Source organism: Methylobacterium hispanicum (assembly GCF_022179285.1).
Lineage (GTDB): Bacteria > Pseudomonadota > Alphaproteobacteria > Rhizobiales > Beijerinckiaceae > Methylobacterium > Methylobacterium hispanicum.
On the sequence record NZ_BPQO01000015.1, the window covers coordinates 104,709 to 129,290 of the forward strand.

The window sequence follows — 24,582 nt, forward strand, 5'->3', positions numbered from 1 at the left end:
CCGGCGCGACGGTGGGCGCGTTCCCGACGCGGAAGGAGGGCTGATGGCGCAGCTCTTCACGCCCGGCGCGGACGCGATCTACCGCCTCGTCCTCCTCACCGGGGTCGCGTGCCTGGCGGGTGTGCCGATCGTGGCGGCCGGCATCGTGCGCTCGGACTACGTGACGGGCGTCGGGATCGCGCCCCAGCAGCCGGTGCCGTTCAGCCACAAGCACCATTCGGGCGAGCTCGGCATCGATTGCCGCTACTGCCACACGACGGTGGAGAAGGAGGCGACCGCCGGCCTCCCGCCGACCCATACCTGCATGACCTGCCATTCCCAGGTCTGGTCGGGCTCGGACATGCTGAAGCCCGTGCGCGACAGCTATGCCAGCGGCGAGCCGCTGCAATGGCGGCGCCTGAACAAGTTGCCGTCCTACGTGTACTACAATCACTCGGTCCACGTGACGAAGGGCATCGGCTGCTCCACCTGCCACGGCGAGGTCACGGCCATGCAGATGACCTACCGGGCCAACGCCTTCGAGATGGGCTTCTGCCTCGACTGCCACCGCAACCCGGAGAAGTACGTCCGCACCCCCGATCAGGTCTGGAACATGACGTGGAGCCCGCCCCCGAACCAGGCGACGCTCGGCCCGCAGCTCGTGGCGCAGAACCACATCCGCGGCGGCCAGCGCCTGATGGAATGCGGGATCTGCCACCGATGAGCCGCGACCCCGACATCGCGCAGATCCGCGCCCGCCTCTCCGGCGCCGACGGCCCGACCTTCTGGCGCAGCCTCGAGGCGGTCGCCGACACGCCGGCCTTCCGCGCCTACGTCGAGTCGGAATTTCCGGCCGCCGCCCGGCTGGCGGGGGCGCCCGACCGGCGCGGCTTCCTCCGGCTGATGGCGGCCTCCTTCGCGCTCTCCGGGCTGACCGCCTGCGGTGCCGACAGCGGGCGGGACTACGAGCTTCCTTACGTCAACCAGCCCGAGCGGATCGTGCCGGGCGCGTCCCTCTCCTATGCCAGCTCGGCCCTGTTCGACGGCTTCGCCAACGGCATCCTGGTCACCACCCGCAACGGGCGGCCGATCAAGGTCGAGGGCAACCCGGACCATCCCTTCAGCCGCGGCGGCACCGACATCCTGGCCCAGGCCTCGGTGCTCGGGCTCTACGACCCGTTCCGCTCCCAGGCGGTGCAGCATCTCGGGCGGCCGAGTTCCTGGGCGGCCTTCCGCGGGCAGATGCTGGCGCGGCTGGCCGGCTGGCGCGAGGGACGCGGGCGGGGCCTCGCCCTGCTCTCCGCCCCCGCGACCTCGCCCGCGCTCGCCGCGATGGTCGCGCGCCTGCGCGAGCTTTACCCGGAGATGGGCTGGTACGAGGCGGCCGGCGCCACGCGCGAGAGCCTCCACGCGGGCGCGGCCCAGGCCTATGGCCGCCCGGTCGAGACCCTGCCGGATTTCGCGGGTGCCAGGGCCGTCGTGTCGCTCGACGGCGACTTCCTCGATCTCGGTCCCGGTCAGGTCGGGCTGTCGCGCGCCTGGATCGAGGCGCGCCGCGCCGGCCACGCGGCCGGGCACCTGCCCGCGCTCCACGCGGTCGCCCCGACGCCGACGCTGACCAGCGCCAAGGCCGATTACGGCCTCAGCCTCTCGGCCGGCGGGATCGAGGCGCTGGCCCGCGACCTCCTCAGCCTCACTGACGGGGGCAGCGGCGGCGCCTCGGGCGCGCGGGCGGGCAACTGGCTCCGCCGCGCCGCCGCCGCGCTCGACGCGAACCGGGGCGCTTCGATCGTGACGACGGGGCTCGCCGCCTCGCCGGAGCTGCACGCCCTGGTGCACCGCCTCAACGGCGCGCTCGGCAATACCGGCTCGACGCTGCGCCACATCGCGCCCCTCTCGCCCGGCGGCGCCGGCACGCTCGCGGACCTCGCCGAGGCGATGGAGCGGGGCGCGGTCGAGACCCTGATCGTGCTGGGCTCCAACCCGGTCTACGAGGCGCCCGGCGGCCTCGACTTCGCCCGCCGGATGGAGCGCGTCCCGCTCAAGATCCATGCCGGCCTCTACTACGACGAGACCGGCGCGCACGCGGACTGGCACCTGCCGCTCGCCCACCCGCTCGAATCCTGGGGCGACGCGCGCTCCCTCGACGGCACGGTCGGCCTGATCCAGCCGACCATCGCGCCGCTCCACGAGGGCCGCACGGTCCACGAGCTGCTCTCCTTCCTGCTGGAAGGCGAGATGCGCGACGGGCTCGGCCTCCTCAAGGCCCATCTGCGCCGCCCGGACGAGGACGAGGCCGCCTTCGAGGCCCGCTTCGCGGAAGCCCTGCGCCTGGGCTTCCTGCCCGACAGCGCGAGCCCCCCCGAGACCGTCGCGCTCACCGGGGCGGCGCCGGCCCCGGCGCCCGCGCCGGCCGGAGGGATCGAGGTGGTGTTCCGGCCCGACCCGACCGTGTGGGACGGGACGCACGCGGATCTGAGCTGGCTCCAGGAACTGCCCAAGCCCCTCACCAAGGTGGTCTGGGAGAACGTGGTCCTGATCTCTCCCGCACTCGCCGAGCGCGAGGGCATCGCCACCGGCGACGTCGTGGCGGTCGCGGCGGGCGAGGCCCGGATCGAGGGCGCGGCCTGGATCCTGCCGGGGCAGGCCGAGGAGACCGTGACGCTCACCCTCGGCTACGGCCGCAACGTGCCCGACCACCTCTCCCGCGGCCTCGGCTACGACGCCAACCGCCTGCGCCCGGCCGCCACGCCCTGGCGGCTCCAGGGCACCAAGCTCGCCAAGACCGGCGCGCGCCGGATGCCCGCGACCACGCAGGATCTCGGCACGATGCAGGGGCACGACGTCGTGCGCGTGCAGCCGGAGGGCGCCGGGCCCGTGGGCGACGATGAGGCCGACAAGCCGCCGAGCTTCTACGGCCCGTCCTCCGAGGATCGGGGCGCGAAGGCCGCCTGGGGCATGGTGATCGACCTCGACGCCTGCACGGGCTGCAACGCCTGCGTCACCGCCTGCCAGTCGGAGAACAACATCCCGGTGGTCGGGCGCGACGAGGTCGCCCGCGGCCGCTGGATGGGCTGGATCCGGATCGACCGCTACTACGCGGGCAGCCTCGACGAGCCCGCGACCCATTTCCAGCCGGTGCCCTGCATGCACTGCGAGCAGGCGCCCTGCGAGGTCGGCTGCCCGGTCGAGGCGACGCTGCACGACAGCGAGGGCCTGAACCTGCAGGTCTACAACCGCTGCGTCGGCACCCGCACGTGCCAGAGCTACTGCCCCTACAAGGTCCGGCGCTTCAACTACCTCGACTACACCGAGGACCAGCCGGCCATCCTGCAGCAGCGCAACAACCCCGAGGTGACGGTGCGCGCCCGCGGGGTGATGGAGAAGTGCACCTACTGCATCCAGCGGATCGCGGCCGCGCGGATCGATTCGGCCAAGGACGCCCACGCCGCGATCCCCGACGGCGCGGTCGAGACCGCCTGCCAGAACGCCTGCCCGACCCGGGCGATCGTGTTCGGCAACATCGCCGATCCCGAGAGCCGCGTGGCCCAGGCCCGCGCGGAGGGGCGGCACTACGCGCTGCTCGCCGAGCTCAACACGCGCCCCCGCACCACCTACCTCGCGGGCCTCGCGCCCGCCGACGGGCAGAAGGCACCCGCGTCCTCCGGGCAATCGCCCGGCAAGGAGGGCTGAGGCGTGGCCGGCGCGAGCCTGATCCCCCCGGGCGAGACCCTTGCCGGCATCGGCCGCGCGGTCACCGCCGTGCCGATCCGCCACCCGCTCAACCGCCGCTGGTGGATCGCCTTCGCGGGGGCGATGGCTCTGCTCGCGGTCTTCGCCGTCGCCCTGTTCTGGCTGCTCTTCGAAGGGGTCGGCGTCTGGGGCAACAACAACGCCGTCGTCTGGGCGCTCGACATCGCGAGCTACGACTGGTGGATCGGGGCGGCCTGCGGCAGCCTGCTCGTCTCCGCCACGCTGCTGCTGCTCGGGGCCGAGTGGCGCGGCGCCATCAACCGGGTCGCCGAGACGGTCGCCCTGCTCTGCACCTGCGCGGCCGGGCTCTACCCGATCATCCATCTCGGCCGGCCCTGGTACTTCTACTGGAACCTGCCCTACCCGAACACCTTCTCGCTCTGGCCGCAGTTCCGCTCGGCCCTGGTCTGGGACGCTGTCGACATCGTCTCGTTCCTCGTGGTCTGCGTGAGCCTCTGGTATGTCGGGCTGCTCCCCGATCTCGCGGCTCTGCGCGACCGCGCCTTCACGGAGGCGATGCGCCAGCGCGAGGCGCGCGCCCTGACCCGCGGCCTCGCGATGATGCGGGCGCGGACCTACGGCCTGCTCGCCTCCGGCTGGCGGGGCTCGGCCGCCCACTGGCAGCTCTGGCTGCAGGGCTACCGCACCATCGCGCTGCTCGGCGTGATGCTGGTGGTCTGCGTGCAGACCGGCGCCTCGGTGATGTTCGCCGGCTCCGTGATGCCGGGCTGGCACGACACCATCCTGCCCGTCACCTTCCTGGTGAACGCGGTCTTTTCCGGCGTCGGGCTGACCGGCGCGATCGTGGTGCTGATCCGGGCGGTCTACGGCCTCGACGGGCTCGTCACGGAGCGCCATCTCGGCCTGATCGCCCGGCTCCTGCTCGGCCTCGGCTGCGCCAGCCTCTACTGCTACGCCACCGAGTTCTTCTCGACCGCGCTGCACGGCGATCCCTACGAGCGCGGCGTGCTCGCCCGCCGCGTCACCGGCGAGCACGCCGCCGCCTTCTGGACGGTGCTCGTCTGCCTGCTCCTGCCCGCGCAGGTGTTCTGGTCGACGCGGGCGCGGCGCGCGCCGCTCGCCGTCGCGGGCGTCGGCATCCTCGTGGCGGTCGGGGCCTATGCCGACCACGTGATGGTGCTGCTCGTCACCCTCGGCCAGAACTTCCTACCCGCCGCCCACGAGCCCTTCCGGGAGACGGTCTGGGGCATCGCGACCTTCGCGGGCTCGGTCGGCCTGTTCCTCGTGCTGCTGCTGCTGTTCCTGCGCTACCTGCCCGCGGTCTCGATCACCGAGACGCGCCGCCTCGCGCTCGCGGCCGGCGCCCGGACCGGGCGCGAGACCGCCTCGGACCGGCCCGAGCCGGACCCGGAGGCGATGGAGCCCGGCACCCCGCTCTGGGGCATCAGCGCGCGCTTTGCCACGGAAGCCGAACTCGCCGCCGCCGCGCAGGCGGTGGCCAGCCTCACGGCCGCCCGCAACGGTGGCGACGTCCATCTCGACGGGCACGGACCGGTGCCGATGCCGCGCGTCACCCGCGCGCTCGGGCTGGAGGGGCGCACGATCCGGCCCTACGCGCTCGGCGGAGCCCTCCTCGGCGGGCTCGGCTTCTACGGGATGTGCGTCTACGCCAGCGCCTACCACTACGTCTTCCTGATCGGCGGGCGGCCGCGCTTCTCCTGGCCCTCCTTCGTGGTGCCGAGCTTCGCCTTCGCGATGATGAGCGGGGTGGTGGCGATCCACCTCGCCCTGCTGGTGCTGAACCGGCTGCCGCGCCTGAACCACCCGGCCTTCAACATCCCGGGCTTCCTGCGCGCGAGCGAGGACCGCTTCTTCCTCTCGGTGCAGGCCCAAGGGGAGGGCTTCGAGGTGGAGCGGATCGAGCGGCGCCTCGCCGGCCTGCCCGCGGGCGCCGGCCGCCCCCTCGAGATCCGGCGGATCCCGCGATGAGCCGGTTCCTCCGCCCGCTCGTCCTCGTAGGCCTGCTCGCGCCGCTCGCCGCTTGCGAGCAGGCCAACATGGCCGACCAGCCCAAGGCCCGGACCTGGGACCGCAACCCCTACTTCGCCAAGCACATGACCATGCGCGATCCGGTGCCCGGCACCGTGCCGCGGCAGGACCCGGCGGCGGCGGCACCCCAGCCCGCGACGATCACCGCCGCGCTGCTGGCGCGGGGCCGGGAGCGCTACGCCATCTTCTGCACGCCCTGTCATGGCGCCTCGGGGGATGGGCGCGGCATCGTGGTGCAGCGCGGCTTCCCGCACGCCGGCAACCTCGCCGCCGACAGGCTGCGGCAGGCCTCCGCGGCGGAGCTCTACCGCACTGTCGGCGAGGGCCACCGGGCGATGTTCGGCATGGCGCAGATGATCCCGTCCGCCGACCGCTGGGCCATCGTCGCGTACCTGCGCGCGCTCCAGCTCAGCCAGGGCGCCGAGCTGGCCGGTCTGCCGCCTGAGGACCGTGCCCGCCTGGAGGCCGCCCGATGAGCCGCCCGGCGAAACGCTCCCTCGGCCGGCGGCTCGCCCGCCCGTTGCCGCTCGGCCTCGCCGGGCTGGCGCTCCTCGCGCTCGCCGTCCTCGCGGGCGGCTGGCGGGAGGCGGCGGGCGCCTACCTCGCCGCCTGGCTGGTCCTGCTCGGGCTCGCGGCCGGCGCGCTGCCCGTGGCGGTGGCGCTGGAGCGCTTCGGCCTCCGGGTGCACGACCACGGCGAGGGCGAGATCGCGCTGAGCCTGCGCCGCCTGCTCGGGCTGATGCCGGCCGCCGCGATCCTGGGCCTGCCGCTGCTCGCCGCCGCCCCGATCCTCTATCCCTGGATCGCCGAGCCGCCCGACACGCCGCTCGGCCGGGTCTGGTTCACCTGGGCCGGCTTCTCCCTGCGGGTCCTCGCCTATCTGGGCCTCTGGGTCTGGCTCGCCGCGCGCTTCCGCGACGCGCCCACGGGCCCCGGCGACGGCCGCACCGCCGCGGGCGTCGGCCTGCACGCCCTCGTCGGCACGCTCGCGGTGACGGACCTCGTCGGCTCGCTCGATCCGCGCCTCGGCTCCAGCCTGGAGGGCATCCTGGTGCTCACCGCCTGGAGCGGCCTCGCCTTCGCGGCGGCGATCCTGCGGGCGCCCGAGGAGCCGGCGCCGGTCGGCCGCGGTCGCGCGGTCGCGGGCCAGGACCGGCTGGTGCCGCTCGCCGTGCTGCTGGCGCTCTGGGCCTACCTGCATTTCGTGCAGTTCCTGATCGTCTGGTCGGCGAACCTCCCCGACGAGGTGCGCTGGTATCTCGCCCGCGGCGGCTGGTCCGGGCGCGGCCTCGCGCTCGCGGCCGGCGCGGTCGTGCTCGCCGCAGCCCTCGCCACCCTGCGGCCCGGCCGGCCCACCACCCGGGTGCTCGCCGGCCTCGTCGTCGCGGTGCACGTCGCCGAGATGTTCTGGCTCGTCACACCCGCCCTGCGCGACCGCTTCACCCTGACGGGAACCGACCTGCTCGCCGCCCTCGGCGTGCTCTGCCTCGCCGGGGCTTTGCGCCCGCTCGCGCGGATGCCGCATCCCTGGTGGACCCGCGGAGCAGGCACCCGCCGAGTGGACACCCGCCGAGCTGGCAAGGGGGCCTCCGCATGAGCCAGGCTTCCAAGCCCCCCGGCGGCCCGGAACGGCCCGGCGGCCTGTTCCAGGCGATCCTCGCCGGCCTGGCGCCCCGGCGCCCCCCGGCGCCGGAACCCGAACCCGCGCACTGGCCCGAGGCGCCTCGTGCCGGGCCCGGCCACGAGACCGAGGACGTCGACGTCCGCCGGACCGGCCTGGTGATGGCGGGGCTCGCGCTCTCGGCCCTCGTCGCGGTCGGCCTGATGCTCTGGCTGATGCACGCCTTCACGCTGGGCCAGCGCCGCGAATGGCCCGCGCTCACCCCGCAGCAGACCGCCAAGCTCACCCCCCCGCCGCCGAACCTGCAGGCCGACCCCTACGCCGACATCGCCCGCGCGCGCGCGGCCGAGCGCGGCCGGCTCGACGGCTACGCCCTCACCGAGGCGGGCCGCGCCCGCATCCCGATCGACCGCGCCATGGAGCTGGTGACGGGCCGGCCGCTGGATCCCGCCCGATGACCCCGCACCACTCCGCCCTCGAACTCTGGCCGGCCGCGGTCTCGGCCAAGGCCGTCGAGACCGACTACCTGATCCTCGCCTTCACGGTGCTGACGCTGCTGCTCACCGTGCCGGTCTTCCTGGCGATCACGTGGTTCGCCCTGCGCTACCGCGACGGCCAGGAAGCCGACCGCGAGCCCAGCGGCGTCCGCTCGAACCTCGTCGAGATCAGCTGGATGCTGATCCCCTTCGCGCTCACCCTGATCTTCTTCGCCTGGGGGGCGCGCCTCTTCGTGCACTCGAAGAACCCGCCGCCCGACGCCATGGTGATCGAGGCGATCGGCCGGCAGTGGATGTGGAAGTTCCAGCATCCCACCGGCCAGTCCGAGATCAACGACCTGCACGTGCCGATCAACCAGCCGGTGCGACTGCGCATCATCAGTCAGGACGTGATCCACGCCCTCTACCTGCCGGCGGTGCGCATGCAGGTGGCGGCGATCCCCGGCCGCACCACCGAGCTGTGGTTCAAGGCTGACCGGGCCGGCACCTTCCACCTCTACTGCTCGGAATATTGCGGCACCGACCACTCGCTGATGGAGGGCCGGATCACCTTCATGGAGCCGGGCGACTACCAGGAATGGCTGACCCACGGCGGCGCGCAGCAATCCGGCCCCGCGGCGGGGCTCGCGGTCTACAACGCCTACGGCTGCGGCACCTGCCACAACGCCGATTCGCAGATCCGCGCCCCGCGGCTCGCCGGCCTCTACGGGCGGGAGGTGAGGCTCGCGGACGGCACCACCCGGATCGCCGACGACACCTATCTGCGCGAAAAGATCCTGAATCCCAACGGCAACCGGCTGGCCGAGGGCTACAAGCAGATCATGCCGAGCTACGCCGGCAAGATCCCGGACGACGACCTCACCCGCCTGATCAACTACCTCAAATCCGACATGCGCGCCGCCGCGGGCGACCCCGCCGCGCAGGGAGGTACGCGATGATGCCGTTTCCGTCCGATCCCTTTGCCGCCGCCACAACAGATGAAGCACCGCCCTTTTCCCGGACGCCTGGAACGCAGTGGACGGTGATCCGGGATCCAGCGAATGAAGGGCCGCGCAGCGGTGCGATCTCCCTGCGGCGTTGCAGGATTCGGACGCTTCGCGACGTCTCGTGCTGGGTCCCGGGTCGCATTCCGCTGGCGCTCCATGCGCCCGGGAAAAGGGCGGTGTGCCAATCAGAACCGCGGCGTGTCCCAGGAGACCGGCCATGAGCGCATCCGGCACCGTCGAGGGCGGGGTGGCCAACCGCGAGCCGCACGCGCCCGAGGCCACGCTCGGCCGCCCCTCCGACTACCTCCACGCGCAATCGACGCTCCGCTCGTGGTTCCTCACCACGGACCACAAGCGCATCGCGATCCTCTACCTCGCCGCGATCACCGCCTTCTTCGTCATCGGCGCGGTGGCGGCGGGCGTGGTCCGCCTCGCGCTCGTCGTGCCGAACGGCGCGATCATGACGAACGACACCTACAACAAGGCCTTCACCATCCACGGCGTCGTGATGGTGTGGTTCTTCCTGATCCCGTCGATCCCCGCGACCTTCGGCAACTTCCTGATCCCGCTGATGATCGGGGCCAAGGACCTCGCCTTCCCCAAGCTCAACCTGACGAGCTGGTACGTCTTCATGGGCGGCGCGTTCTTCACCATGGTCTCGGTGGTGTTGGGCGGCGTCGATACGGGCTGGACCTTCTACGCGCCGCTCTCGACGGCCTTCTCGAACACCTGGGTGCTGCCCGCGCTCATCGGCGTCACCATCGTGGGCTTCTCGTCGATCCTGACGGGGCTCAATTTCGTGGTCACGATCCACACCATGCGGGCGCCCGGCATGACGTGGTTCCGTTTGCCGATCTTCGTCTGGGCGCACTACGCCACCAGCCTGATCTTCCTGCTCGCCACCCCCGTCATCACCACGGCGCTGATCCTGCTGATCATGGAGCGCGCCTTCCATATCGGGGTGTTCGATCCGGCCTATGGCGGCGACCCGGTGCTGTTCCAGCACCTGTTCTGGTTCTACTCGCACCCGGCCGTGTACATCATGGTCCTGCCCGGCATGGGGGTGATCTCCGAGATCGTGCCGGCCTTCGCCCAGAAGAAGCTCTTCGGCTACCGCTTCGTCGCCTACGCGTCGATCGGGCTCGCCTCCGTGACCTTCTTCGTCTGGGGCCACCACATGTTCGTCAACGGGCAGAGCGACCTGGCGAGCCTCGCCTTCTCGGTCCTGTCCTTCGCGGTGGCGGTGCCGTCCGCGGTCAAGGTCTACAACTGGACCGCGACGATCCATAAGGGCCGCCTGCGGCTCGACACGCCGATGCTCTACGCGATGGGCTATATCGGGCTCTTCGTGCTCGGCGGCCTGACGGGGCTCTATCTCGCCACGCTCGCCGTGAACCAGCACGTCCACGCCACCTACTTCGTGGTGGCGCATTTCCACTACATCATGGTCGGCGGCACGGTGCTGGCGTTCTTAGGCGGCCTGCACTTCTGGTGGCCGAAGTTCACGGGGCGGATGTACGTCGAGGCCTGGGGCCGGATCTCGGCGGTGCTGATCTTCCTCGGCTTCAACGTCACCTTCTTCCCGCAATTCATCCTCGGCTATCTCGGCATGCCGCGGCGCTACGCGACCTACCCGCCCGAGTTCCAGCTCCTCAACATCCTCTCCTCGGCGGGCGCCACCATCCTGGCGGCGGGCTACCTCTTCCCGATGCTCTATCTCGTCTACTCGCTCTGGTTCGGCCGCAGGGCGCCGGCCAACCCCTGGGAGGCCAAGGGCCTGGAGTGGGAGACCTCCTCGCCGCCGCCGACCCACAACTTCCTCGGCGATCCGGCGGTGCCGAGGATCCCCTACGACTACCCGATCCAGGCCCAGGAGAGCCGGAGCCAGCACGGATGAGCGAGGCGCTGCCCGAGGGCGTCGGCGTCGCCCGCGCCGAGCATTTCGAGAGCGTGGCGCAGCAGCGCTACGCCGCGACGCTCGGCATCTGGGCCTGGCTGATCACCGAGCTGCTGCTCTTCGCCGCCCTGTTCCTGGTGGCGCTGATCACCCGGATCCAGCACCCCGAGGCGACGGTCGAGGCCGCGCGCCATCTCAAGTTCTGGATCGGCGCGACCAACACCGTGGTGCTGATCTGCTCCAGCCTCACCATGTCGATGGCGATCGAGTTCTCGCGCATGGGCTGGCAGCGCGCGATGGTGCGAATGATGCTCGCCACCGCCGCGCTCGGCGCGCTCTTCCTCCTGCTGAAGGGCTACGAGTACTACGCCGACTATCAGGAGCACATGATGCCGTTCCTGTCCGGGCGGCCCTACGAGCTCGCCCAGAGCCCGGCCTCGCGGCTCTTCGTGAACCTGTACTACGTGGCGACGAGCCTGCACGCGCTGCACCTGTTCACCGGCATCGCGATCCTGCTCGGGATGACCTGGAAGGCGGCCAAGCCCGGTTTCCTGGGCCGGCACCAGAACTGGATCGAGGTCTACGGCCTGTACTGGCACTTCATCGATCTGGTCTGGATCCTGGCCTTCCCGATCCTCTACGTGGTCAACCGGTAGGGGAGGGCGATGCGCAACCCGATCAGGGATCTCTCGCCCGAGGACCGCGCGCTGTTCCGGCGCCACATGCGCAAGCCGGTGCTGACGTTTCTGGCGCTGCTGGCGCTGCTGGCCGTCAACGTGGCGCTCGGGGCGACCGTGCCCTTCGCCTATACCTGGGCGCTCGAACTCGCCGTCGTGACCGTGATGGTGGCGCTCATCCTCCTCGTCTCGATGGAGGTGCTGAAGGAGCCGCCGCTGGTGAAGCTGTTCTCGGTGCTCGGCTTCTTCTGGGTCGCCATCCTGGTCGGCATGACGCTGACGGATTACCTGGCGCGCTGACGTCGCTCTCCCTCCCCCCTCTGCGGGGGAGGGCAATCGCATATGACGACCGAGCCTAGCCCCGGTCAGGCGTGGGTCCCCTCTCCCATAGGGAGAGGTCTGCTTTCGCAGAAAGCCGGGTGAGGGGTATGAGGCGTCCGAACAGGGCTCGACCTGAACGCGCGTCGATGGCGTGCTCCGTCCTGTGAGGTCATACCCCTCACCCCAACCCTCTCCCTATGGGAGAGGGGGCGCGGCGCGGTTCCAGTGGCGATCTCGGAGACGACCCCCGCCATATGCGATCGCCCTGCTCTGCGGGGGAGGGTTGGCACCCGAAGGGTGACGGGAGAGGGGAGCGACGGCTCAGCAGAGTACTCGGCGTTGACGCTGAGCCATGATCTGAAGCGGGGTTCCCCTCACCCGACCCCGCCTGACGGCCGGCCCACCCGCCCCGCAGAGGGGGGAGGGAGAGTAGCGCCTACGCCGCGGGCGCCGAGGATTGCCCGGTCCTGGCCCGCCCCACCTCGATCAGCGCCGCGAGCTCGCCCGCCGCCGCGCGCACGCGCTCGGCGAGCGCCGGATCCGCGACCCGGCACTGCTCCATCTCGGCGCTGCCCGCGTAGACCGAGGTCGGCGCGATGTGGGCGGCGAAGAAGCCGAAGAGCGGGCGTAGCGCATGCTCCACCACCAGCGCGTGGCGCAGGCCCCCGCCGGTCGCGGTGAGCGCCACGGGCTTTCCGAGCAGCGCCTCCGGCCGCACGAAGTCGAAGACGTGCTTGAACAGGCCCGCGTACGAGCCCTGGTAGACCGGCGTGCCGACGATGAGCGCGTCCGCGTCCTCGATCGCCTCGACGATGCGCCGGGCCGGCAGGGGCAACTCGTCCCGGCTCGCCACGACGAGGCCCGCGCCCGCATCCACCAGATCGTAGACCGCCAGATCGATGCGGCGCGCGCGGGCGAGGTCGGCGGCCACCGCCTCGACGAGGCCCCGCGTGCGGGAGGGCCGGCTGGCGCTGGCCGAGAAGGCGACGACGCGGGGCAGGGACATCGGACCAGGGGACACTCGGCTAACCTCCGGTCTGCCCGAGAAGACCCCTGGGCGTGAGGGCTGCGGCGGCGGGTTCGGGACGCCCATCGTGACGCGTGCGGACCGGGGTGCAAAGCCCGGACCGTCCGCGAACGCCAGAGTGCCAGATGGTTCTGGCCGGGGCGTTAAGCCAGATGGTTCATGCCGGGAAACCGAAAAGACCCGTCCGTCCCGGCGCGAGATCAGGAATCCCGGTCGCTCAGGAATCCCGGTCGCGAAAGCGCCAGACGTGGCTCTCCTTGATCTCGGCATCCTCCAGCGCCCGCGTCACCGGGACGCGGTAGCTCGCGAGCTGTTCGAGGCGCGCGCGGGGCAGGTAGGAGCGGCCGGGGTCGCCCACCAGCACCCGCGTGCCGCGCGCGGCGAGGTCGCCGAGCCAGTCCCCGACCCGCGCGGCGAGGTCGCGCTCGTAGAAGATGTCGGCCGCCAGCACGAGGTCGGCCTCCGGGGTCCGCCCGATCAGGTCCTCGGCCGTCGCTGCGATCCGCTCCGCCACCCCGTTCGCCGCCGCGTTCAGGGCGATCGCCGGCAGCGCGAAGGAGTCGAGGTCGCTGGCCAGCACCCGCGCCGCCCCGGCCCGCGCCGCCGCGACGGCGCAGAGGCCGGAGCCCGAGGCGAAATCGAGCACGCGGGCGCCCGCGCAGAGGTCCGGGTTGTCGAGGAGGTAGCGGGCGAGCGCCTGTCCGCCCGCCCAGGCGAAGGCCCAGAAGGGCGGGGGCAGCCCGATCGCCTCCAGCTCCTCCTCGGTCCTCTGCCAGAGCGCGGTGGCCTCGTCGGCGACGTGGAGCCGGATCTCGGGCGCGTGCGGCACCGGGCGCAGCGCGGTGTTGGCGAGGATGAAGCTCTCCGCGGCCTCCGGGGTGAGGCGGTTCATGCCGGCGCTGTCCCCGCCAGGAGTTCCCGGTAGATCCCGCAGACGGCCTCCGCCACCGCGGCCTCGGTGAAGCCACCGGAGAGGATGCGCGCGCGCGCCGCCTCGCCCAGGCCCGCGACGAGGTCCGGGTCGGCGGCGAGGCGCGCGAGCGCCCCGGCCAGCGCTTCGGGATCGTCGGGGGGCACGACGAGGCCCTCGATCCCGTCGCGCACGAGGTCGCGGCAGCCCGGCACGTCGGTGGTGACGAGCGCCCGCCCGCAGGCGGCCGCCTCGAGCAGCGTGCGCGGCAGGCCCTCGCCGCCCCGCGAGGGCAGGCAGGCGACGTGGTGGGCGCCGTAGACCCCCGCCACGTCGTGGCTCGCGCCGTGCCACGCCACGCCGTCCCGGCTCCAGCCGCGCAGGGTCTCCTCGGGGATCGCGCGCCGGTTGGAGGCGTCGGGCGCGCCGTAGAGCGAGAGCTCCACCGGGATGCCCCGCCCGCGCGCGAGCCGGACCGCCTCGACGGCGACGTCGACGCCCTTCGACCAGAGCATGCGGGCAGCGAGCGCCACGCGCAGCGGCGGCTGGGCGGGCAGCGGCGCGGGCGCGTAGGCGGCCGGATCGACGCCCGCCCCACCGACGATCGTCACGGCCGTGTCGGCCGGGTCGAGTCCGAGCGCGCGGGCGTCGTCCGGGTTCTCGAACAGGAAGCGGGTGCGGCGCGAGGCCAGCGCTCCGCGGATCAGGTGGCGCAGCGCCGTGCGGGCGAGCCCGCCGACCCGGTCCTGGCGCGCGCCGATCAGCCCGAGCCCGGTCAGCGCGTAGACGCGGCCCGGCACGTTCGCCATCGCGGCCGCGGTGCCGCCGACGAGGATGGCGCGCAGCGCGATGCAGTGCACGATGTCGGCCTTGAGCGCCTTGAGGATCGCGGCGAGCTGGCCCGCGGCGTAGCCCGCCGCCATCGGGTTGAGGCTGGAGCGCTCGGCCTCCAGCGGCACCACCCGCGCGCCCGTCGCCTCGATGGCGGCGCGGTGCGCGCGCACCCGCGTCACCACCGCGACCGAGAGGCCCATCGCGACGCCCGCGCGCGCGAGCGGCAGGAAGTGCGATGCGAAGAACCAGTCCTCGGTGACCACGAAGACGAGGCTGCGCATCGGGGTCGGAAGGGGGGTGGCGGGTGCGTCCATGCGCAGGCCTGTAGCACGCCCCGCGAGGCCTGTAGCACGCCCCGCGAGGCCTGTTGCGAACGGCTGCGGCCGATGGGTGCGGTCCGGAACGGGCGCGCGCGCCCCACGGTTGTCGCTCTACCAGTTCAGGGAGTTGAGCCATGGCCGAGTCGGCCTGCGACACCAGCGTGGTCGATCCCCGCGACGCCGCCGCGGAAGCCGGCCTCGCCTACATGGACGACGCCCGGCCGGGGCTGACCCGCCGCAGGAGCGGCAAGGGCTTCAGCTACCGCGACGCCGAGGGCCGGCCGGTGCGCGACAAGGCGACCCTGGAGCGCGTCCGCAAGCTCGCGATCCCGCCGGCCTACACCGACGTCTGGATCTGCCCGCGCCCCAACGGCCACATCCAGGCGACGGGCCGCGACGCCAAGGGGCGCAAGCAGTACCGCTACCATCCGGATTTCCGGGCCGCGCGGGAATCGACCAAGTTCAGCCGGATCATGGCCTTCGCCGAGGCGCTGCCCGCCATCCGCGCGCGCGTGGATGCCGACATGCGCCGCACCGGCCTGCCCCGCGAGAGGGTGCTGGCGACCGTGGTCCACCTCCTCGAGACCACGCTGATCCGCGTCGGCAACGACGATTACGCCCGCACCAACAAGAGCTACGGGCTGACCACCCTGCGCGACCCGCACGTCAAGGTCGAGGGGGCCGCGATGACCTTCCGCTTCAAGGGCAAGAGCGGCAAGACTTGGAACCTCTCGCTCAAGGACCGGCGCGTCGCCCGCATCGTCAAGGCCTGCCAGGACCTGCCGGGCCAGGAGCTGTTCCAGTACCTCGATGCAGAGGGCGCGCAACGGGACGTCACCTCGCAGGACGTGAACGCGTACCTGCGCGAGATCACCGGCGAGGACTTCACCGCCAAGGATTTCCGGACCTGGGCCGGCACGGTGCTGGCGGCCCTGGCGCTCCGGGAGTTCGAGGCCTTCGACAGCCAGGCCAAGGCCAAGACCAACGTGCGGGCCGCGATCGAGGGCGTGGCCGCGCGGCTCGGCAACACGCCGACCATCTGCCGCAAGTGCTACATCCACCCCCAGGTGCTCGACTGCTACCTGGAGGGCGGCCTGCTGCTGCAGGTCAAGGAGGCGGTCGAGACGGAGCTTGCGGAGGATCTGGCCTCGCTCCGGCCCGAGGAGGCGGCGGTGCTGACTCTGCTGCGCCAGCGCCTGGAGGCCGGCCCGGAGGTGAAGCGCCGGGCCGGGCGCGGAAAGTCGGCGGGCCGAGCCGGGTCCGGCAAGCGGCGCGCGGCGGCGGGCAGGCAGCCCCGCGGGCGGACCGGACAGGCCGAGGCGGCGCTCCAGGCAGCCCCCTGAGGTCTCAACGGGCCGCCCGGGGTTCGGGGACGGCCTTACCAGCGCAGCGCCGTCGCCGGCTCGGTCAGCGGCAGATCGATGGCGCAGCGCAGCTCCCCATCCCGCAAGGCGTAGCTGGTCCGGGCCTTCAGGGCATAGGGCAGCGCCCGCTCGATCAGCTCGCGCCCGTAGCCGCGTCGCGCGGCACCCTGCTCGTCGTCGGCCTGCGCGGTGCCTTCCTCCAGCCAGGTCAGCAGGAGGCGCCGCTCGCCGTCGTCCGTGCCGTAGGTGTCCCAGCTCACCCAGGGCTCGCCCCGGTCGTCGGAGAGCGCGCCGTACTTGCGCGCGTTGGTGGCCAACTCGTGCAGGGCGAGGGCGAGCGTCTGCACGCTGGCCTTGCGCAGGGCGACGACCGGCCCCTCCAGGGCCACGCGCTCCAGCAGGGCGGGCGTCCCGAGCGCGTCGAGTTCCGCGCGGATCAGCGCCCGGATGGTGATCGGCTCCTGATCGGAGCGGGACAGCAGGCCCTGCACCCGCGAGAGCGCGGCGAGGCGGTCGTTGAACTGCTCGCGGAACTGCTCGGTCGGCCCGGTCCTTGCCATGGTCTGCTGGGCGATCGAGCGCACGACCGTGATCAGGTTCCGGGTCCGGTGCTGGAGCTCGTCCACCATCACGGCCTGGCGCGCCTGCAGCTCGTGCATCTCGTGGACGTCCATGGCGGCCCCGAACCATTGCGTGACGCGCTCGCGCTGGTCCGTGATGGGCACCTGCCGCACCAGGAACCAGCGGTACTGGCCGTCCCTGCGGCGTATGCGATGCTGCGTCGCGATCGGGCGGCCGCTGTCGTGCCCGCTCCGGAACGCCTCGCGGGCGCTGCCGCGATCCTCGGGATGGATGGCCTCGAGCCAGCCCAGGTTCTGGGCCTCCTCCGCCGTCTGCCCGGAATAGTCGAGGTAGGACTGGTTCTGGGAGTGGGACGTCCCCTTGGCGTCCGAGCGCCAGAGGATGACGGGGACGAGGTTGGCCAGGGCGCGGAACTGCGCCTCGCTCTCGCGCAGGCGCGCCTCCGCGGCGCGGCGCTCGGTCAGGTCGGCGGTGACGGCCAGGAGCGTGCTGGGCTGGCCGGTGGCGTGGTGCAGCACCTGCACGCGGCTGTTCGCCCACACGAACGTGCCGTCCGGACGCAGGTAGCGCTTGTCGAGCGAGACCGGCCGATTTCTGCGGAGCACCTCGGCGACCGCGTCCAGGCTCGGCGGGACGTCGTCCGGGTGGGTGACGTCGAGGATGCTCAGGCGCAGCACCTCCTCGCGCGGGCGCCCGAGCAGGCGGCAGATCTCGTCGTTGGCGCGCAGGAAGCGGCCGTCCTGCGCCAGCTCGGACAGGCCGACGGCGGCGTTGGCGAAGATCGCGGCGAGGCGCTCCTCGCTCTGCCGCAGCGCGCCCTCGGCCCGGTGCTGGCGGGTCGCCTCCACGATGACCAGGAGGATGCCGGGGATCGAGCCGTCCGCGTCCCGGATCGGGCTGTAGGAGAGCGTGAACCACGCATCCTCCGGGCGCCCGTCCCGCGTCCGGGGGAAGAGCGTGTCCTGGAGCATCACGGTCTCCCCGGCCCGGACGCGCCGGTAGATCGGCGCCGTGGCATCCCGGATCTCCCACCAGCACGCGGCGGCGGCCTGGCCCAGGCCTCCGGGATGCCGGGCGCCCATCAGGTCGCGGTAGGCGTCGTTGTAGATCTGGATGCACTCGGGGCCCCAGAGCGCGACCATCGCGAAGCCGCTGGGCAGCAGCAGGTCGACCGCGGCCCTCAGGCAGGGCGGCCAGCCCTCCACGGCGCCGAGCGATGTCGCGGCCCAGTCGTGCGCGCGGATGCGCGCGGCCATCTCGCCGTCGCCGTGGGGCCATCCAGGCGAGCCGCCCATTGGATCTCTCCGGGATCTCTCCGTGCACGCCGTCGCCCGAGCCTACCTCGGATCTTCGCGGGGCGGCTAGAGCGCTCTTGCGCCGAAGTGGACGCCGGTTCGGCGCCAGAGAGCGCGTCAGGACAAGAGGTTGGAGCCGTTCCCGATGGCAACGCGATCGGGAACGGCTCTCGTCGGCCCTCGGGTTGCGCGTCGGGCCCGGTCCGGCACGCGCGAGCGCGGCGTCCCCCCTCAACCGGGCGAGGGGGCGGGCACCAGCACCCGGGCCGGGGCGAGGCGGCGGGCGCGGCGCACCTGCTGCACCGCGACCGGCCGATAGAGCTGCTTCGTGGCATCGACCACGTGCAGCCCCGCGAAGGGCAGGGCGAGGCCCGTGCCGAGCCGTTCCCAGGCCGGGCCGGTCCGGAGCATCAGCCGCGAGCGCACGGGCGGCATGTAGAGCGTCTCGGCCCAGCCCTCGGGCGAGAACAGCGTGTCGCGCATCAGCCGGCCGAGCTGCGAGCGGCTGTAGGGCTGGCCGTGGCCGAAGGGCGTCGCCTCGCGCCGGGCCCAGACGCCGCGGCGGTTGGGCACCACCAGCACCATCCGACCGCCCGGGGTCAGCGTGCGCCAGACCTCCTGCAACAGCTCCGTCGGGCTCTCGACCGATTCCAGCGCGTGGACGAGGATCACCCGGTCCACCGAGGCCTCGGGCAGGGGCATCATGGTCGGGTCGGCGAGCGCCGAGCAGGACCGGCCGGTGCCCGGCCAGTTCACCACCCCTTGCGTCGCCGGCATGAAGGCGAGCGTCCGCTCGGCGATGCAGTGGACCGGCCCGAGATAGGGCGTGGCGTAGCCGAGCCCGAGCACCCGCAGGCCGGAGACCGAGCCCAGAAATCCGTGCACCGCACGGCCGACGACGCGGTGCGTCACCTGTCCCAGCGGCGTGGCGTAGAAGGCCCGCAGGTCGGTCACGTCAAGGCGCATGGTCGGTCGCGGCGGCGGGGACGGGATGCGGGCGGGGCCCGCGCGCGGGCGCGTCGCCTTCAATGGGGAGCGCGCGGCGCCACGGCAAGCGGCGCGGCCTTTCGGGGGCGTGGAACAGGCCGGTTTCGGTTACGGTTCTGTGCCTACAGTTCCGTGCAAGGCCCGAGAGAGGCCCGAGAGAGGACCGGAGGAAACCATGAGCGCCGGCGCCGCCGAGACCCGCACCTTCCTCTGCCGCAGCGACAATGTCGGGGTGCTGATCCACGATCCCCGCACGGGCGCCTGCGCGGCGATCGACGTGCCGGAGGCCGGGCCCGTGCTGCGCGCCCTCGACGAGACGGGCTGGCGGCTCACCGACATCCTGGTGACCCACCGGCACGGCGACCACATCGAGGGCATTCCGGAGGTGCGCCGCGCCACCGGCGCCCGCCTCACCGCTCCCGAGAAGGCGCGCGAGGCGGTGCCGGACGCCGACGTCTACGTGCGCGAGGGCGACCGGGTGCGGGTGGGCGCGTTGGAGGCCGAGGTCTGGGAGACGCCCGGCCACTGCCTCGACCACGTCACCTACTGGTTCTCGGGTGCCGAGATCGTGTTCGCGGGCGACACCCTGTTCACCCTCGGCTGCGGCCGGGTGATGGAGAGCCCGCCCGAGACGCTGTGGCGCTCGCTGCAGCGCTTCGACGCACTGCCCGACGCCACGCAGGTCTTCAGCGGCCACGACTACGTCCTCTCCAACGCCCGCTTCGCCCGCGCCGTGGAGCCCGGCAACGCGGCGCTCGAGGCCCGCGCCGCCGAGGCCGAGCGCGCGCGCACCGAGGGGCGCTTCCTCGTGCCCTCGACCATGGGGGCGGAGCGGGACGCCAACCCGTTCCTGCGCGTGCGCGAACCGACGGTTGCACACGCCGTTGATCTTCCCGCTGGTGGCGATCCGGCCGCGGTCTTCGTCGCGCTGCGAGCGTGGAAGAACCGCTTCTGAACGAGCTACAACAAGAAAAATTTGTTGCGTTCACAAACCAAAATGAACATAGGACAACGGAGGGGAGAGCGATGCCCCTCCTAAACAGCCTCCCAGGGGGAGACTACAAGGTTCACGGAAGCGTCGGGACGCTTCCCGGTCAGATGGGGGTCCGTCTCGCCCTACCACCTTTCCTCTTCACGCCTGCCCCTGCCCTTCGTCCAGCCGGAATCGGACCTGACGTCCGACGCCTCTGCGGAGGCGCTCGACCGGACTTCGCAGATCGAGGGGGATGCGCAGGCGGTACGGGCCGAGGGCCGGGCGGGACGCCCGGCGCCGGGCCTCCGCAGCCGAACCGCGCCCGTCTCCGCCGACGTGCGCCTTCTCGGGATCGCGACCGAACACCTCGCCCGCCTCGGTCCGAAGCGCGTGACGGTCGTCGCCGTCGCGGCGGAAGCCGGCATGACGCATGCCAACGTCTACCGCTACTTCCCGTCGAAGGACGCGCTCCTCGACGCCGTGGCGGGGCGCTGGCTGCGGGACATCGAGGCGCATCTGGCCGGCATCGCCGACGCGCCGGATCCGGCCGACGACAAGATCGAGCGCCTGCTCACCGCGCTCGCCACCCTGCAGCGCGACGCGCTGGCGAGCGAGCCCAACCTGTTCGCCGTCCATCTCGACGCCACGGTGGCGGCCCGCCCGATCGCCCGGCGCCACCGGGTGCGCCTGCGCAGCCTGGTCGAGCGGGTGGTCGAGGAGGGGTTGATCGCCGGGACCTTCTCGGCGCGCGACCGGGAGCGGGCGATCGCCTACATCTTCGACGCCAGCTACCGCTTCACGCATCCCCTGGCCATCCAGCACGACGCGGACGTGCCGCGCGACCTCGTCGAGGCCCGCTTCGGTGCCGTGATCCACGCGATCCAGCGGGTGCTGCGCGCGGGCGTGCTCTGACGGCCGCTCCGCGACGCGCATGCCCCTCTCGAGGCCGTGGACCGCAGGGTCCGCGGCCTCTTGCTTTTCGGGCCCAGAGCCGCCCCCGAAAGGCGAAATGACAGTTTTCGAATCCTGTCATCAGAGCTTTGCCGCCAGCGGCGGATGCCGCGATGCGGCAATAACCTGCTCGGAGCGCAGGACTTTTCCTGGCCGCCGCCGGATCCGGATCGGTCCGGCGTCTGGCCCGATGCCTGCTTGCCCGACCTTGGTCGGGTTGAAGCAGAGGTGCTTTTCCGCCACACAGCCGCCCGGACAAGACCGGCGCAGCCAGCGCGACGCGCGGGCCGCCGGACTGAACGCGTGAGCCAAGACCCCGCGGCGGCGTCCGCCCAAAGCTTCACCCTGTCGAACCAGGCACAGCAGAGGTTTATCGCACCATGGCACGCAGCAAGATCGCGCTCATCGGCGCCGGCCAGATCGGCGGCACGCTCGCCCACCTCGCGGGCCTGAAGGAGCTCGGCGACGTCGTGCTGTTCGACATCGCGGACGGCGTGCCCCAGGGCAAGGGCCTCGACATCGCCGAGTCGGCGCCGGTCGACGGCTTCGACGCCAAGTATTCCGGCGCCAGCGACTACGCGGCGATCGCGGGCGCGGACGTGGTGATCGTCACCGCGGGCGTGCCGCGCAAGCCCGGCATGAGCCGCGACGACCTCATCGGCATCAACCTGAAGGTGATGGAGGCCGTCGGCAACGGCATCAAGCAGTACGCCCCGGACGCCTTCGTCATCTGCATCACCAACCCGCTCGACGCGATGGTCTGGGCGCTCCAGAAGTTCTCGGGGCTGCCGGCCAACAAGATCGTCGGCATGGCGGGCGTGCTCGATTCCGCCCGCTTCCGCCACTTCCTGGCCGACGAGTTCAAGGTCTCGGTCGAGGACGTCACCGCCTTCGTGCTCGGCGGCCACGGCGACGACATGGTCCCGCTGGTGCGCTACTCGACGGTGGCCGGCGTGCCGCTGACCGACCTGGTCAAGCTCGGCTGGACCACCCAGGAGAAGCTCGACGCCATGGTCGAGCGCACCCGAAAAGGCGGCGGCGAGATCGTCAACCTCCTGAAGACCGGCTCGGCCTTCTACGCCCCGGCGGCCTCGGCCATCGCGATGGCCGAGAGCTACCTGAAGGACAAGAAGCGCGTCCTGCCCTGCGCCGCCCACCTCACCGGCCAGTACGGCATCGACGGCCTGTTCATCGGTGTGCCGATCGTGATCGGCGAGAACGGCGTCGAGCGCGTGCTCGAGGTGGAGTTCAACGCCGACGAGAAGGCGATGTTCGACAAGTCGGTCGCCTCCGTGAAGGGCCTGATCGAGGCCTGCAAGTCCATCAACGGCGCGCTCGCCTGAGCCGTTCGCGCGCGGCCCTGGTCTCTGGTATGCCAGCGCCGCGCGTGCCCTGACCGGGACTCTCAAGCCCTGCGGTGGACGCGAGGAGGACGCCTATGAACATCCACGAATATCAAGCCAAGGGGGTGCTGCGCGAGTTCGGCCTGCCGGTCTCCCGCGGCGTCGCGATCTTCAAGCCTGAGGAGGCGGCCGCCGCCGCCGACGAGCTCGGCGGCCCGGTCTGGGTGGTGAAGAGCCAGATCCACGCGGGCGGCCGCGGCAAGGGCACCTTCAAGGGTGCGCCGGCCGGCGCCAAGGGCGGCGTGCGCGTCACCAAGTCGAAGGACGAGGTGGTGCAGTTCGCCCGCGAGATGCTCGGCCAGACGCTGGTGACCGTGCAGACCGGCGAGGCCGGCAAGCAGGTCAACCGTCTCTACATCGAGGAAGGCGCGCAGATCGCCGCCGAGTTCTACCTGTCGATGCTCGTCGACCGCGAGACCGGGCAGGTCGCCTTCGTGGTCTCGACCGAGGGCGGCATGGACATCGAGCAGGTCGCCCACGACACGCCTGAGAAGATCGTCACCTTCTCGGTCGATCCGGCCACCGGCATCATGCCCCATCACGGCCGCGCGGTCGCCAAGGCGCTCGGCCTCTCGGGCGCGCAGGCCAAGGAAGCGGGCGAGCTGACGGAGAAGCTCTACCGGGCCTTCACGGCCAAGGACATGAGCATGCTGGAGATCAACCCGCTGGTGCTCACCGGCGACGGCCACCTCAAGTGCCTCGACGCCAAGATCTCCTTCGACTCGAACGCCCTCTACCGGCACCCCGACGTCGTGGCGCTCCGCGACGAGACCGAGGAGGACGCCAAGGAGATCGAGGCCTCCAAGTACGACCTCGCCTACATCGCGCTCGACGGCACGATCGGCTGCATGGTCAACGGCGCGGGCCTCGCGATGGCGACGCTCGACATCATCAAGCTCTACGGCGAGGAGCCGGCGAACTTCCTCGATGTCGGCGGCGGCGCCTCCGAGGAGAAGGTCACGGCGGCCTTCAAGATCATCACCGCCGACCCGCAGGTGAAGGGCATCCTCGTCAACATCTTCGGCGGGATCATGAAGTGCGACGTCATCGCCCGCGGCGTGATCGCGGCGGTGAAGGCGGTGGGCCTGGAAGTGCCGCTGGTGGTGCGCCTGGAGGGCACCAACGTCGAGGAGGGCAAGGAGATCATCCGCTCGTCCGGCCTCAACGTCATCCCGGCGGACGACCTCGACGACGCCGCCCAGAAGATCGTCGCCGCGGTGAAGGGAGCCTGATCCGATGTCCGTCATGATCGACGCCAACACCAAGGTCATCTGCCAGGGCTTCACCGGCAAGAACGGCACCTTCCACTCCGAGCAGGCCATCGCCTACGGCACCAAGATGGTCGGCGGCACGAGCCCCGGCAAAGGCGGCTCGCAGCATCTGGGCCTGCCGGTGTTCGACACGGTCGCCGAGGCCCGCGAGGCCACGGGCGCCGATGCCTCGGTGGTCTACGTGCCGCCGCCGGGCGCCGCCGACGCGATCTGCGAGGCGATTTCCGCCGAGATCCCGCTGATCGTCTGCATCACGGAGGGCATTCCGGTGCTCGACATGGTGCGGGTGAAGCGTGCGCTCGTCGGCTCGAAGTCGCGCCTCGTGGGCCCGAACTGCCCCGGCATCGTCACCGCGGGCGAGTCGAAGATCGGCATCATGCCGGCCAACATCTTCCGCCCCGGCTCGGTCGGCATCGTCTCGCGCTCCGGCACGCTGACCTACGAGGCGGTGTTCCAGACCACGAATGCGGGCCTCGGCCAGACCACCGCCGTCGGCATCGGCGGCGACCCGGTGAAGGGCACCGAGTTCATCGACGTGCTGGAGCTGTTCCTCGCCGACCCGAAGACCGAGTCGATCGTGATGATCGGCGAGATCGGCGGCTCGGCCGAGGAGGAGGCCGCCCAGTTCCTGCGGGACGAGGCCAAGCGGGGCCGGAAGAAGCCGATGGTCGGCTTCATCGCCGGCCGCACGGCGCCTCCGGGCCGCCGCATGGGCCATGCCGGCGCGATCATCTCGGGCGGCAAGGGCGGCGCCGAGGACAAGATCGCCGCGATGGAGGAGGCGGGCATCCGCGTCTCTCCGTCCCCGGCCCGCCTCGGCTCGACGCTGGTCGAGGTGCTGAAGGGCTGAACGCTGCCTTGCGCCACACGCAAGGAGGCGGGGCCCATATCGGACGGATCGGGGCGCGCGGCAGGCCGCGTGTC

General features: G+C 72.0%; 21 protein-coding genes. 16 read left to right on the forward strand and 5 right to left on the reverse strand.

The genetic code is table 11. The features are described from left to right. The first annotated feature begins 43 nt into the window (after positions 1-43). The 10 genes from MFF56_RS17700 to MFF56_RS17745 all read left to right on the forward strand — a co-directional run bounded on the left by MFF56_RS17700 (position 44) and on the right by MFF56_RS17745 (position 11,720). Complete coding sequence (locus MFF56_RS17700) at positions 44-703, forward strand: cytochrome c3 family protein (protein ID WP_066919339.1); 660 nt, start codon at positions 44-46, stop codon at positions 701-703. Next, positions 700-3,672: a TAT-variant-translocated molybdopterin oxidoreductase gene (locus MFF56_RS17705; RefSeq protein ID WP_066919337.1), complete on the forward strand. Its 2,973-nt coding sequence runs from the start codon at positions 700-702 to the stop codon at positions 3,670-3,672. The genes MFF56_RS17700 and MFF56_RS17705 overlap by 4 nt, the downstream gene beginning before the upstream one ends. A 3-nt stretch (positions 3,673-3,675) precedes the next feature. Continuing rightward, complete coding sequence (locus MFF56_RS17710; RefSeq protein ID WP_066919335.1) at positions 3,676-5,682, forward strand: quinol:electron acceptor oxidoreductase subunit ActD; 2,007 nt, start codon at positions 3,676-3,678, stop codon at positions 5,680-5,682. Next, positions 5,679-6,218: a c-type cytochrome gene (locus MFF56_RS17715; RefSeq protein ID WP_066919334.1), complete on the forward strand. Its 540-nt coding sequence runs from the start codon at positions 5,679-5,681 to the stop codon at positions 6,216-6,218. Before MFF56_RS17710 ends, MFF56_RS17715 begins: the two co-directional genes overlap by 4 nt. Further along, positions 6,215-7,339 (forward strand): hypothetical protein, encoded by a 1,125-nt coding sequence (locus tag MFF56_RS17720; RefSeq protein WP_066919332.1) that lies wholly within the window; start codon positions 6,215-6,217, stop codon positions 7,337-7,339. The genes MFF56_RS17715 and MFF56_RS17720 overlap by 4 nt, the downstream gene beginning before the upstream one ends. Beyond that, positions 7,336-7,821: a hypothetical protein gene (locus MFF56_RS17725; protein WP_066919330.1), complete on the forward strand. Its 486-nt coding sequence runs from the start codon at positions 7,336-7,338 to the stop codon at positions 7,819-7,821. The genes MFF56_RS17720 and MFF56_RS17725 overlap by 4 nt, the downstream gene beginning before the upstream one ends. After that, a complete protein-coding gene (coxB, locus tag MFF56_RS17730) occupies positions 7,818-8,798 on the forward strand; it encodes a cytochrome c oxidase subunit II (protein WP_066919328.1) in 981 nt (326 codons plus the stop codon). Before MFF56_RS17725 ends, coxB begins: the two co-directional genes overlap by 4 nt. 265 nt (positions 8,799-9,063) lie before the next feature. Further along, complete coding sequence (locus MFF56_RS17735; RefSeq protein ID WP_066919326.1) at positions 9,064-10,743, forward strand: cytochrome c oxidase subunit I; 1,680 nt, start codon at positions 9,064-9,066, stop codon at positions 10,741-10,743. Next, positions 10,740-11,399 (forward strand): cytochrome c oxidase subunit 3, encoded by a 660-nt coding sequence (locus MFF56_RS17740; RefSeq protein WP_066919324.1) that lies wholly within the window; start codon positions 10,740-10,742, stop codon positions 11,397-11,399. Before MFF56_RS17735 ends, MFF56_RS17740 begins: the two co-directional genes overlap by 4 nt. A 9-nt stretch (positions 11,400-11,408) precedes the next feature. Continuing rightward, the gene (locus MFF56_RS17745; RefSeq protein ID WP_066919322.1) at positions 11,409-11,720 is read left to right on the forward strand and encodes an oxidase; all 312 of its coding nucleotides are present in this window, start codon (positions 11,409-11,411) and stop codon (positions 11,718-11,720) included. A 457-nt stretch (positions 11,721-12,177) separates the two neighbouring features. Here the strand turns inward: MFF56_RS17745 and MFF56_RS17750 are convergent, their stop codons facing one another. From MFF56_RS17750 to MFF56_RS17760, 3 genes are all read right to left on the reverse strand, one after another. Then, positions 12,178-12,747, reverse strand: coding sequence for an NAD(P)H-dependent oxidoreductase (locus MFF56_RS17750; protein ID WP_238230509.1), 570 nt, complete (start codon positions 12,745-12,747; stop codon positions 12,178-12,180). 238 nt (positions 12,748-12,985) lie between these two features. Next, complete coding sequence (locus MFF56_RS17755; RefSeq protein ID WP_066923489.1) at positions 12,986-13,660, reverse strand: class I SAM-dependent methyltransferase; 675 nt, start codon at positions 13,658-13,660, stop codon at positions 12,986-12,988. After that, positions 13,657-14,826, reverse strand: a complete 1,170-nt coding sequence (locus tag MFF56_RS17760) for a glycosyltransferase family 4 protein (RefSeq protein WP_238230511.1) — start codon at positions 14,824-14,826, stop codon at positions 13,657-13,659. Before MFF56_RS17760 ends, MFF56_RS17755 begins: the two co-directional genes overlap by 4 nt. A gap of 140 nt (positions 14,827-14,966) precedes the next feature. On the opposite strand from MFF56_RS17760, the gene MFF56_RS17765 reads away from it, so the two are divergent. Then, a complete protein-coding gene (locus tag MFF56_RS17765; RefSeq protein ID WP_066921482.1) occupies positions 14,967-16,175 on the forward strand; it encodes a DNA topoisomerase IB in 1,209 nt (402 codons plus the stop codon). Between the two features lie 35 nt (positions 16,176-16,210). Here MFF56_RS17765 and MFF56_RS17770 read toward each other — a convergent pair whose 3' ends face one another. Further along, a complete protein-coding gene (locus tag MFF56_RS17770) occupies positions 16,211-18,073 on the reverse strand; it encodes a PAS domain S-box protein (RefSeq protein WP_238230513.1) in 1,863 nt (620 codons plus the stop codon). A 231-nt stretch (positions 18,074-18,304) separates the two neighbouring features. Then, the gene (locus tag MFF56_RS17775; protein ID WP_066921486.1) at positions 18,305-19,039 is read right to left on the reverse strand and encodes a class I SAM-dependent methyltransferase; all 735 of its coding nucleotides are present in this window, start codon (positions 19,037-19,039) and stop codon (positions 18,305-18,307) included. 196 nt (positions 19,040-19,235) lie between these two features. Between MFF56_RS17775 and gloB the strand changes: the two genes are divergently transcribed. The 5 genes from gloB to sucD all read left to right on the forward strand — a co-directional run bounded on the left by gloB (position 19,236) and on the right by sucD (position 24,508). After that, positions 19,236-20,015, forward strand: coding sequence for a hydroxyacylglutathione hydrolase (gene gloB / locus MFF56_RS17780; protein ID WP_238230515.1), 780 nt, complete (start codon positions 19,236-19,238; stop codon positions 20,013-20,015). Between the two features lie 354 nt (positions 20,016-20,369). Beyond that, a complete protein-coding gene (locus tag MFF56_RS17785) occupies positions 20,370-20,945 on the forward strand; it encodes a TetR family transcriptional regulator (protein ID WP_066921490.1) in 576 nt (191 codons plus the stop codon). Positions 20,946-21,364: 419 nt separating this feature from the next. Continuing rightward, entirely contained in the window at positions 21,365-22,327 is a 963-nt protein-coding gene (gene mdh / locus MFF56_RS17790; RefSeq protein WP_066921492.1) for a malate dehydrogenase, read from the forward strand. Positions 22,328-22,422: 95 nt separating this feature from the next. Beyond that, positions 22,423-23,619 carry an ADP-forming succinate--CoA ligase subunit beta gene (gene sucC / locus MFF56_RS17795; protein WP_066921494.1) on the forward strand — a complete coding sequence of 399 codons (1,197 nt, stop codon included), beginning with the start codon at positions 22,423-22,425 and terminating at the stop codon, positions 23,617-23,619. Positions 23,620-23,623: 4 nt separating this feature from the next. Beyond that, positions 23,624-24,508 carry a succinate--CoA ligase subunit alpha gene (gene sucD, locus MFF56_RS17800; RefSeq protein ID WP_066921496.1) on the forward strand — a complete coding sequence of 295 codons (885 nt, stop codon included), beginning with the start codon at positions 23,624-23,626 and terminating at the stop codon, positions 24,506-24,508. The last annotated feature ends 74 nt before the right edge of the window (positions 24,509-24,582 follow it).